The sequence below is a fragment of the Pseudonocardia sp. ICBG601 genome (genome assembly GCF_020496245.1).
The window spans coordinates 1-10,325 of the sequence record NZ_JAHLJA010000020.1; the positions used below are offsets into that span (position 1 = coordinate 1).

10 protein-coding genes are annotated in these 10,325 nt (G+C 68.5%); all 10 read right to left on the reverse strand.

Annotated elements, in window-relative coordinates; translation table 11 throughout:
* Positions 1 to 704: 704 nt before the first annotated feature.
* Positions 705 to 1,928 carry a hypothetical protein gene (locus tag KPL57_RS07255; RefSeq protein WP_226350985.1) on the reverse strand — a complete coding sequence of 408 codons (1,224 nt, stop codon included), beginning with the start codon at positions 1,926 to 1,928 and terminating at the stop codon, positions 705 to 707.
* Between the two features lie 72 nt (positions 1,929 to 2,000).
* Positions 2,001 to 2,177 carry a hypothetical protein gene (locus tag KPL57_RS07260; protein ID WP_226350986.1) on the reverse strand — a complete coding sequence of 59 codons (177 nt, stop codon included), beginning with the start codon at positions 2,175 to 2,177 and terminating at the stop codon, positions 2,001 to 2,003.
* Positions 2,177 to 2,590: a hypothetical protein gene (locus KPL57_RS07265; RefSeq protein ID WP_226350987.1), complete on the reverse strand. Its 414-nt coding sequence runs from the start codon at positions 2,588 to 2,590 to the stop codon at positions 2,177 to 2,179. The genes KPL57_RS07260 and KPL57_RS07265 overlap by 1 nt, the downstream gene beginning before the upstream one ends.
* Before the next feature lie 156 nt (positions 2,591 to 2,746).
* On the reverse strand, positions 2,747 to 3,511 hold the full coding sequence (locus KPL57_RS07270) for a GntR family transcriptional regulator (RefSeq protein WP_226350988.1): 765 nt from the start codon (positions 3,509 to 3,511) through the stop codon (positions 2,747 to 2,749).
* A gap of 316 nt (positions 3,512 to 3,827) precedes the next feature.
* Positions 3,828 to 5,255, reverse strand: coding sequence for a protein rep (locus KPL57_RS07275; protein ID WP_226350989.1), 1,428 nt, complete (start codon positions 5,253 to 5,255; stop codon positions 3,828 to 3,830).
* A 614-nt stretch (positions 5,256 to 5,869) separates the two neighbouring features.
* Positions 5,870 to 7,093 (reverse strand): hypothetical protein, encoded by a 1,224-nt coding sequence (locus KPL57_RS07280; RefSeq protein WP_226350985.1) that lies wholly within the window; start codon positions 7,091 to 7,093, stop codon positions 5,870 to 5,872.
* Between the two features lie 72 nt (positions 7,094 to 7,165).
* On the reverse strand, positions 7,166 to 7,342 hold the full coding sequence (locus KPL57_RS07285; protein WP_226350986.1) for a hypothetical protein: 177 nt from the start codon (positions 7,340 to 7,342) through the stop codon (positions 7,166 to 7,168).
* A complete protein-coding gene (locus KPL57_RS07290; RefSeq protein WP_226350987.1) occupies positions 7,342 to 7,755 on the reverse strand; it encodes a hypothetical protein in 414 nt (137 codons plus the stop codon). The genes KPL57_RS07285 and KPL57_RS07290 overlap by 1 nt, the downstream gene beginning before the upstream one ends.
* 156 nt (positions 7,756 to 7,911) lie before the next feature.
* Complete coding sequence (locus KPL57_RS07295; RefSeq protein WP_226350988.1) at positions 7,912 to 8,676, reverse strand: GntR family transcriptional regulator; 765 nt, start codon at positions 8,674 to 8,676, stop codon at positions 7,912 to 7,914.
* Between the two features lie 316 nt (positions 8,677 to 8,992).
* Positions 8,993 to 10,325: protein rep (locus tag KPL57_RS07300; protein WP_226350990.1), on the reverse strand; the 1,333-nt coding region annotated here is incomplete at its 5' end.

The following is a 10,325-nucleotide window of genomic DNA, read 5'->3' on the forward strand; positions in this document are numbered from 1 at the left end:
ATGGCTCTGACCAGCGGCGGAGTCACTTATCGCGTCGTTACCAAGCGCGGGCACGCCCGCGGTGTCGACGCGCGTCAGCGCGGCGGTCATCGAGCACCCCCAGCGATCAGCCCGCTCTGGCCGGTGCCCGGCCGGGACGGGCTCCGGCCCGCTCCTGCCTCCGGCCCGCGGGCCGGACCCGGCCCGGCCGGGCGCGCGCCTGCGGCACGAAGACTGAGAGTGTTCTCGGTGCCGGTGCAGTAGCGCGTGCTGCGGTGAGCCCTCCCTCGAAGCGGCCCAAGTGTCGAACGGTGCTCAGAACCCGCCAAGGGCGCCGCGAGCGGCGTCGCTCCGCGATCGACTCCGTCGACCCTTGACTGAACCTGACCACCGCTCAGGCGGCCTTGTATCGAGGAAGGGCAGCGGTCGAGACGGGCGGTGCCCCTGTTCGCCGTCCGGCATCCGGTGCTGTCGTCGATAGGACGACGCCGACGGTTGACCGACACCACAGCATGCCGCGCGGGACGGCGGGAGGCGTAGGCGATCGAGATGTGCCCGCGTGCCGTAGCCCCGAGTCGCGGGGGCGGGGTTAAGCTTGAAGTAGCCATGTTGGCCGGTCCAGTCCGATCGTTATGGTGATGACTTCCGGCCGACGGGCGAGCCCCTGGGATGACACTCCTGGGGGCTCACTTCTTTGTCGGCCTTGGCCGCTGACTCTGGCCTATTCAGGCCGCTACCTGGTGGAGGCGCGCCGGGGCGTCCCCTGCAACCTCGTCCCAGTACCGGGCGTAGTCGGCGTCCTCCGACGGCCCAGGCAGGCGCGGGCCGCGGGCTCGGGTCAGCGCGATGCCGGGGGCCTGGACCAGGGCGACGCCGGGCGGAGACTGCCGGTGCTGGACCAGCTCGGCGCGGGCGTCCTGGCCATGGAGCATGACCAGGGCCTCGGGGTCGTCGACGCGGAAGCTCAGCCGCAGCCCGAGCTGCCCGCGGGCGAAGCCCTCGATGATCGTCGCGTCGGCGCGCTGGGTGACCACCAGCAGCCGCATCCCGGCCTTGTGCCCCTCCGACACCAGACGCCCGAACGCGTGCAGCAGCTGCTCACGCACCTTCGGCTCGCCCTTCGGGGTCGGGGTGGTGGAGGCCAGCCGCAGTAGGCCGGCCAGCTCCTCGAGCACCACCACGATCAGCGGCCGGTCACGGGTGAAGGCGGTGAGCTTGTCGTGGCGGTCGGGCAGCTCGGCGATACGCGCGTCCATCTCCCCGACCAGCCGGTCGAGCAGGTCGCGGTGAGCCAAGACGTCGCCGCTACCGGTGGCCTGCCACTCGTGGTGCCGGGTGCCTGCCCAGGGGCGGCCGAGCAGCAGCCCGGAGGGGTCTGACCCGGCGATCAGGACGTCGTCCAGGCGGGCGAGCTGCGCCAACACCGAGTAGCACCACACCGACTTACCCGAGCGGGTCGCGCCCTGCACACAAGCGTGCGGAGCCTGGACCCACGGCATCGCCAGCGGGCAGCCAAGCTCGTCGCGGGCGACGAGGACCTGAGCTCCGCTGACCGAGTGGTCGCGGGCGGGGAGCGAGGTGGTGACGTCGACGGCGAGCGGGTCTCCGGTGAGCAACTCGATCCGAACCCAGTGCGGACCCCGAGGCTCGACCCGGATGCGGTCACAGCCCAGAGACCCCGAGAGCCGCTCGGCCACCTCAGGGGCCCGGAAGTCGGCGGCGAGCTGGCCCGGCATGAGCTTGACAATCAGGACCGGGTCGGGGCCAGAGACATCCGCCCGGGCCAGCGTCGGGACGACGATCGTGGTGCCGGAGGCGACCTGCACGGCGTGCGACAACCCGACGTGCTCACAGGCCCGGCGCCACGTGTCGGTGAGCTGGTCGACCAGCTCACGCCCAGCCCGGTCCTGCTCTCGCTCCGCCCGGCAGGCGGTGGTCCAGATGCCCATCTCGGGCCCCCCTTCCTCAGAACGGCCCCGGACCGGAGGTGATCCGGACCGAGGCCTCAGCCGTGGTCGTGGTCAGCTCGCGCGGGCGAGCGGAGTCGAGTCGGTCGACGAGGTCGTGGCGAGGTCGCCGGTGAAGGCCCAGCCGTCGCACCGCGGGCACTGATCAGGCAGCCGGTCACCGTCGTCGACGATCTCGGTGACGTCCTGGCAGAAGGTGCAGACCAGCACCAGGACGGCCGGGCCGGACATCACGCGGCCTGCTCGCCGCGCTTGTGGGCCGTGCCGCCGATCGGGCGGATGCCCTCGGCGCGGTAGTAGACCTGCGCCCCCACCACCTTCTCCTGGCCGGTGTCGCGGTCCTTGATCTTCTTGTCCATCACACCGACCTCCAAGCCGACCAGCTCGACCGACATACCGGGCTGGACACCCTGGCGGGGGTCCTCGTGCGAAGCGATGGTGATCGACAGGACCGCGAACTTCGGGGCACCGAAGGTCCGGAACCCGGCCGTGACCTGCGCCGTCCACTTCGGGGTGCCGTCCTTCATGCACTCCTGGTCGGTCTCGCTGCCGAAGCGCAGCTTCGGTGCGACGTCCATGACCATGACCATCTGGAACGTCGCAGCCTGATCGATCTTGAAGCTGTTCGGACCCTGGTTCGACATGCGCATCTCCCGTGTTCTCGATCCGCCACTCCGGACCTGACCGTCAGCTTATCTACCTGTCTACCTTCCCACACGGGTACCTGGATAGACAAGTAGTCACCGCAAGAGAAAGGGCCGCTCACTCGATCGGCCCAGTCTCTGGCTGTTTTTGGCTGGTCAGTCGGTTGCGTCGAACTCGTAGACGTAGCGGTGCAGGCCACCAGCGGCAACGGAGTCGAAGTACTCGACGACCCGGCCGTCGCCGGTGATGGCGTGGCGGACGAGTGCGGTCACCGGCGCCCCGGTGGGCAGGTGCAGCGCCACCGCCTCCTCCGGTCGGGCCTGGCGTGACATCAGCTCCTCACGGAATCGCGCGAGCGGGAAGCCGTTGGCCTCCAAGAGCCCGTAGATGCCGCCGGGAGCCGTCTGGCCAGCCGAGTAGCCGATCTGGGCGTCGACGCTGGCAGGGATATAGCTGTCGGCGAGCTGGGTCGGTACACCTGCAACCCACATACGCCGGCGCTTTACGACAGCGGTGGCCTCACCGATGACCTCGGCGATCTCCGACGAGACCGTGACGGTCTCGATGGGGCTCTGGTCCTCGGACTGCCAGGTGAGCCCCAGGGCCTCGGCCTCAGCAGCTAGAGCACCCTTGCCTGCCGCCCGAGCGGAGCGAGAGAAGCGGTCGTTGCGCAGCGCCAGGACCGGAGCGACCTCGCGGACGAAGGACCCGATCCCGCGCTTGCTGTCGATGAGCCCTTCCTGTTGCAGCTCTGCGAGCGCACGACGAGCCGTGTTGCGGTTGACCTTGAACTGAGCGACAAGGTCAGGCTCGCTGGGCAGCTTGGCCCCCGGTGCAAGTACGCCGGACCTGATCTGCTCGCGGAGCGTATCCGCGATCTGAGCGAACACCGGACGATCACTCGTGACGTCGATGGACATAACCGCAGCTCCTTCCTCACTGGTGATGATCACGAAGGCAGTTGTCTACCTGTGTGCACAAGTGTAGTGGAGTCACGCGATGCAGTCGCGGCGACACCCCGACGGTGTCGTCGCCGTGCCGGACAGTCGACGGCAAACCGACCCGGACCGCACCCCGGGGGGGGCGGAAGCGGCGCGAGTGCCCCGAGAGCGGCTTTGAAGCGCCTTTGAACCGGCTTTGAAGCGACCAGAAACTGATCTCGACCGTCACACCGCCACAACCCGCCTGTGACCTGCGGAAACACCGGTCTCGGTGGGTGGGGTGGCGCCCGACACCTCAACCACCCTGCTTCGCTTGACGGCCGGTCGAGGTGTCGGGCGCCACCCCACCCACCTCTACAGTTCTCGATCTTGAGTCAGGGCTGGGGCCCTGACCTGATCGTTGCTCAGTGAACCGTTGCTCGGCGAACCGGTGTGTGGTGAACCAGCGTCGGCGTGCTCGACGCTGCTCGGGGTCCTCAGCTGCCAGGGCTGCCTTAAGCCAGCCGAACGGTTGTCGCTCGGGTGGATCGTCGAGTTGCACGGCGCGTTCGGTGGTATCGGTCTCGAACTCGAAGTCCAGACCCCGGGCGTCGAGCCAGGCGTGCGCGGCGGGGACACCGCCGTGGCGAGTGGCGAGCAGGAGGTCCTCGGCTTCGGGGTAGACCTTGCGCCAGGTTCGTGCAGGTAGAACCGCTGCGAGTTCGCCTCCAGCGTTCTCCTCCGCGATGGTCTCGTCGTCGATCTCGTCGAGCTTGCACTTGGCCTTGAGCCCGTTCGACCAGACCAGCTGCTGCATGCCCTTCGAGCCCTGCTCCCACTCCTGCCACAACGCGATGTCGCGCTCGTCACCAGTCTCCAGGGCGTCAGCGAGGATCTGGAACGGGGTCCTCGACCCGTTCTTGCCCTGCTTCCAGCGGCCCCCTGCGGTCTCGAACGCCAGCTTGGAGATGTACTTGGCCATCTTCTCCAGCGCGCCGGACCCGACCCGGACATCGACCCCGTGCTCGAACGAGGCGGTGAAGCCGGACTTCGCCAGCCCGGCGGTCCAAAGCTTGTAGACCTTCGTGACCAGCTCCGGAACCCGCGCAGTCACATCCTCCGGGAAGATCAACAAGGCGTGGATGTGCAGGTGCCAGCCGTTCACTTCCGCCTGAGTCGCGTCGATGCCGCGCACGTAGTCCATGTCGAGGAGCTGTTTAAGCTCCTGCCAGGACCGTGACGTGCTCAGGTGCCGCCACGCCCGGGTCAGCGCCCGACGGACTTCCCGCAGGCTGTGGCCCTTGTGATGGCTCATCGTCAAGGTCAGCAGCGCGACCGTCCCACCCCGCTCAGCGTTCCAGTTGATCAAGTGCTGGAGCTCCTTCGCCCGCTTCGCGCTGATCTTCGCCGAGCACACCGGGCAATCCCAGACGCTCCCGCAGGTCACCAGGCCACCGAACCCGGCCGAGCCGGGCTCCTCACCCGAGCCCGGGGTGTGATGCAGCGACACCTCACCTCCAGTGTTGATCGAGACCCGACCGCACCGCGCGACCCGCGGCAACGTCGTGATCTCCGCGAGCTTGCGCCGCGCAACGTACTTCTCCCGCAACGCCTGATCCTGACGCTCCCAGAACGTCCTCGCAAGATCATCCCCATGGCTCTGACCAGCGGCGGAGTCACTTATCGCGTCGTTACCAAGCGCGGGCACGCCCGCGGTGTCGACGCGCGTCAGCGCGGCGGTCATCGAGCACCCCCAGCGATCAGCCCGCTCTGGCCGGTGCCCGGCCGGGACGGGCTCCGGCCCGCTCCTGCCTCCGGCCCGCGGGCCGGACCCGGCCCGGCCGGGCGCGCGCCTGCGGCACGAAGACTGAGAGTGTTCTCGGTGCCGGTGCAGTAGCGCGTGCTGCGGTGAGCCCTCCCTCGAAGCGGCCCAAGTGTCGAACGGTGCTCAGAACCCGCCAAGGGCGCCGCGAGCGGCGTCGCTCCGCGATCGACTCCGTCGACCCTTGACTGAACCTGACCACCGCTCAGGCGGCCTTGTATCGAGGAAGGGCAGCGGTCGAGACGGGCGGTGCCCCTGTTCGCCGTCCGGCATCCGGTGCTGTCGTCGATAGGACGACGCCGACGGTTGACCGACACCACAGCATGCCGCGCGGGACGGCGGGAGGCGTAGGCGATCGAGATGTGCCCGCGTGCCGTAGCCCCGAGTCGCGGGGGCGGGGTTAAGCTTGAAGTAGCCATGTTGGCCGGTCCAGTCCGATCGTTATGGTGATGACTTCCGGCCGACGGGCGAGCCCCTGGGATGACACTCCTGGGGGCTCACTTCTTTGTCGGCCTTGGCCGCTGACTCTGGCCTATTCAGGCCGCTACCTGGTGGAGGCGCGCCGGGGCGTCCCCTGCAACCTCGTCCCAGTACCGGGCGTAGTCGGCGTCCTCCGACGGCCCAGGCAGGCGCGGGCCGCGGGCTCGGGTCAGCGCGATGCCGGGGGCCTGGACCAGGGCGACGCCGGGCGGAGACTGCCGGTGCTGGACCAGCTCGGCGCGGGCGTCCTGGCCATGGAGCATGACCAGGGCCTCGGGGTCGTCGACGCGGAAGCTCAGCCGCAGCCCGAGCTGCCCGCGGGCGAAGCCCTCGATGATCGTCGCGTCGGCGCGCTGGGTGACCACCAGCAGCCGCATCCCGGCCTTGTGCCCCTCCGACACCAGACGCCCGAACGCGTGCAGCAGCTGCTCACGCACCTTCGGCTCGCCCTTCGGGGTCGGGGTGGTGGAGGCCAGCCGCAGTAGGCCGGCCAGCTCCTCGAGCACCACCACGATCAGCGGCCGGTCACGGGTGAAGGCGGTGAGCTTGTCGTGGCGGTCGGGCAGCTCGGCGATACGCGCGTCCATCTCCCCGACCAGCCGGTCGAGCAGGTCGCGGTGAGCCAAGACGTCGCCGCTACCGGTGGCCTGCCACTCGTGGTGCCGGGTGCCTGCCCAGGGGCGGCCGAGCAGCAGCCCGGAGGGGTCTGACCCGGCGATCAGGACGTCGTCCAGGCGGGCGAGCTGCGCCAACACCGAGTAGCACCACACCGACTTACCCGAGCGGGTCGCGCCCTGCACACAAGCGTGCGGAGCCTGGACCCACGGCATCGCCAGCGGGCAGCCAAGCTCGTCGCGGGCGACGAGGACCTGAGCTCCGCTGACCGAGTGGTCGCGGGCGGGGAGCGAGGTGGTGACGTCGACGGCGAGCGGGTCTCCGGTGAGCAACTCGATCCGAACCCAGTGCGGACCCCGAGGCTCGACCCGGATGCGGTCACAGCCCAGAGACCCCGAGAGCCGCTCGGCCACCTCAGGGGCCCGGAAGTCGGCGGCGAGCTGGCCCGGCATGAGCTTGACAATCAGGACCGGGTCGGGGCCAGAGACATCCGCCCGGGCCAGCGTCGGGACGACGATCGTGGTGCCGGAGGCGACCTGCACGGCGTGCGACAACCCGACGTGCTCACAGGCCCGGCGCCACGTGTCGGTGAGCTGGTCGACCAGCTCACGCCCAGCCCGGTCCTGCTCTCGCTCCGCCCGGCAGGCGGTGGTCCAGATGCCCATCTCGGGCCCCCCTTCCTCAGAACGGCCCCGGACCGGAGGTGATCCGGACCGAGGCCTCAGCCGTGGTCGTGGTCAGCTCGCGCGGGCGAGCGGAGTCGAGTCGGTCGACGAGGTCGTGGCGAGGTCGCCGGTGAAGGCCCAGCCGTCGCACCGCGGGCACTGATCAGGCAGCCGGTCACCGTCGTCGACGATCTCGGTGACGTCCTGGCAGAAGGTGCAGACCAGCACCAGGACGGCCGGGCCGGACATCACGCGGCCTGCTCGCCGCGCTTGTGGGCCGTGCCGCCGATCGGGCGGATGCCCTCGGCGCGGTAGTAGACCTGCGCCCCCACCACCTTCTCCTGGCCGGTGTCGCGGTCCTTGATCTTCTTGTCCATCACACCGACCTCCAAGCCGACCAGCTCGACCGACATACCGGGCTGGACACCCTGGCGGGGGTCCTCGTGCGAAGCGATGGTGATCGACAGGACCGCGAACTTCGGGGCACCGAAGGTCCGGAACCCGGCCGTGACCTGCGCCGTCCACTTCGGGGTGCCGTCCTTCATGCACTCCTGGTCGGTCTCGCTGCCGAAGCGCAGCTTCGGTGCGACGTCCATGACCATGACCATCTGGAACGTCGCAGCCTGATCGATCTTGAAGCTGTTCGGACCCTGGTTCGACATGCGCATCTCCCGTGTTCTCGATCCGCCACTCCGGACCTGACCGTCAGCTTATCTACCTGTCTACCTTCCCACACGGGTACCTGGATAGACAAGTAGTCACCGCAAGAGAAAGGGCCGCTCACTCGATCGGCCCAGTCTCTGGCTGTTTTTGGCTGGTCAGTCGGTTGCGTCGAACTCGTAGACGTAGCGGTGCAGGCCACCAGCGGCAACGGAGTCGAAGTACTCGACGACCCGGCCGTCGCCGGTGATGGCGTGGCGGACGAGTGCGGTCACCGGCGCCCCGGTGGGCAGGTGCAGCGCCACCGCCTCCTCCGGTCGGGCCTGGCGTGACATCAGCTCCTCACGGAATCGCGCGAGCGGGAAGCCGTTGGCCTCCAAGAGCCCGTAGATGCCGCCGGGAGCCGTCTGGCCAGCCGAGTAGCCGATCTGGGCGTCGACGCTGGCAGGGATATAGCTGTCGGCGAGCTGGGTCGGTACACCTGCAACCCACATACGCCGGCGCTTTACGACAGCGGTGGCCTCACCGATGACCTCGGCGATCTCCGACGAGACCGTGACGGTCTCGATGGGGCTCTGGTCCTCGGACTGCCAGGTGAGCCCCAGGGCCTCGGCCTCAGCAGCTAGAGCACCCTTGCCTGCCGCCCGAGCGGAGCGAGAGAAGCGGTCGTTGCGCAGCGCCAGGACCGGAGCGACCTCGCGGACGAAGGACCCGATCCCGCGCTTGCTGTCGATGAGCCCTTCCTGTTGCAGCTCTGCGAGCGCACGACGAGCCGTGTTGCGGTTGACCTTGAACTGAGCGACAAGGTCAGGCTCGCTGGGCAGCTTGGCCCCCGGTGCAAGTACGCCGGACCTGATCTGCTCGCGGAGCGTATCCGCGATCTGAGCGAACACCGGACGATCACTCGTGACGTCGATGGACATAACCGCAGCTCCTTCCTCACTGGTGATGATCACGAAGGCAGTTGTCTACCTGTGTGCACAAGTGTAGTGGAGTCACGCGATGCAGTCGCGGCGACACCCCGACGGTGTCGTCGCCGTGCCGGACAGTCGACGGCAAACCGACCCGGACCGCACCCCGGGGGGGGCGGAAGCGGCGCGAGTGCCCCGAGAGCGGCTTTGAAGCGCCTTTGAACCGGCTTTGAAGCGACCAGAAACTGATCTCGACCGTCACACCGCCACAACCCGCCTGTGACCTGCGGAAACACCGGTCTCGGTGGGTGGGGTGGCGCCCGACACCTCAACCACCCTGCTTCGCTTGACGGCCGGTCGAGGTGTCGGGCGCCACCCCACCCACCTCTACAGTTCTCGATCTTGAGTCAGGGCTGGGGCCCTGACCTGATCGTTGCTCAGTGAACCGTTGCTCGGCGAACCGGTGTGTGGTGAACCAGCGTCGGCGTGCTCGACGCTGCTCGGGGTCCTCAGCTGCCAGGGCTGCCTTAAGCCAGCCGAACGGTTGTCGCTCGGGTGGATCGTCGAGTTGCACGGCGCGTTCGGTGGTATCGGTCTCGAACTCGAAGTCCAGACCCCGGGCGTCGAGCCAGGCGTGCGCGGCGGGGACACCGCCGTGGCGAGTGGCGAGCAGGAGGTCCTCGGCTTCGGGGTAGACCTTGCGCCAGGTTCGTGCAGGTAGAACCGCTGCGAGTTCGCCTCCAGCGTTCTCCTCCGCGATGGTCTCGTCGTCGATCTCGTCGAGCTTGCACTTGGCCTTGAGCCCGTTCGACCAGACCAGCTGCTGCATGCCCTTCGAGCCCTGCTCCCACTCCTGCCACAACGCGATGTCGCGCTCGTCACCAGTCTCCAGGGCGTCAGCGAGGATCTGGAACGGGGTCCTCGACCCGTTCTTGCCCTGCTTCCAGCGGCCCCCTGCGGTCTCGAACGCCAGCTTGGAGATGTACTTGGCCATCTTCTCCAGCGCGCCGGACCCGACCCGGACATCGACCCCGTGCTCGAACGAGGCGGTGAAGCCGGACTTCGCCAGCCCGGCGGTCCAAAGCTTGTAGACCTTCGTGACCAGCTCCGGAACCCGCGCAGTCACATCCTCCGGGAAGATCAACAAGGCGTGGATGTGCAGGTGCCAGCCGTTCACTTCCGCCTGAGTCGCGTCGATGCCGCGCACGTAGTCCATGTCGAGGAGCTGTTTAAGCTCCTGCCAGGACCGTGACGTGCTCAGGTGCCGCCACGCCCGGGTCAGCGCCCGACGGACTTCCCGCAGGCTGTGGCCCTTGTGATGGCTCATCGTCAAGGTCAGCAGCGCGACCGTCCCACCCCGCTCAGCGTTCCAGTTGATCAAGTGCTGGAGCTCCTTCGCCCGCTTCGCGCTGATCTTCGCCGAGCACACCGGGCAATCCCAGACGCTCCCGCAGGTCACCAGGCCACCGAACCCGGCCGAGCCGGGCTCCTCACCCGAGCCCGGGGTGTGATGCAGCGACACCTCACCTCCAGTGTTGATCGAGACCCGACCGCACCGCGCGACCCGCGGCAACGTCGTGATCTCCGCGAGCTTGCGCCGCGCAACGTACTTCTCCCGCAACGCCTGATCCTGACGCTCCCAGAACGTCCTCGCAAGATCC

Excerpts from the sequence above, each read along its gene's own strand:
- KPL57_RS07255 (WP_226350985.1), bottom strand. The coding sequence starts at position 1,928 with ATGGGCATCTGGACCACCGCCTGCCGGGCGGAGCGAGAGCAGGACCGG.
- KPL57_RS07260 (WP_226350986.1), bottom strand. The coding sequence starts at position 2,177 with ATGTCCGGCCCGGCCGTCCTGGTGCTGGTCTGCACCTTCTGCCAGGAC.
- KPL57_RS07265 (WP_226350987.1), bottom strand. The coding sequence starts at position 2,590 with ATGTCGAACCAGGGTCCGAACAGCTTCAAGATCGATCAGGCTGCGACG.
- KPL57_RS07270 (WP_226350988.1), bottom strand. The coding sequence starts at position 3,511 with ATGTCCATCGACGTCACGAGTGATCGTCCGGTGTTCGCTCAGATCGCG.
- KPL57_RS07275 (WP_226350989.1), bottom strand. The coding sequence starts at position 5,255 with ATGACCGCCGCGCTGACGCGCGTCGACACCGCGGGCGTGCCCGCGCTT.
- KPL57_RS07280 (WP_226350985.1), bottom strand. The coding sequence starts at position 7,093 with ATGGGCATCTGGACCACCGCCTGCCGGGCGGAGCGAGAGCAGGACCGG.
- KPL57_RS07285 (WP_226350986.1), bottom strand. The coding sequence starts at position 7,342 with ATGTCCGGCCCGGCCGTCCTGGTGCTGGTCTGCACCTTCTGCCAGGAC.
- KPL57_RS07290 (WP_226350987.1), bottom strand. The coding sequence starts at position 7,755 with ATGTCGAACCAGGGTCCGAACAGCTTCAAGATCGATCAGGCTGCGACG.
- KPL57_RS07295 (WP_226350988.1), bottom strand. The coding sequence starts at position 8,676 with ATGTCCATCGACGTCACGAGTGATCGTCCGGTGTTCGCTCAGATCGCG.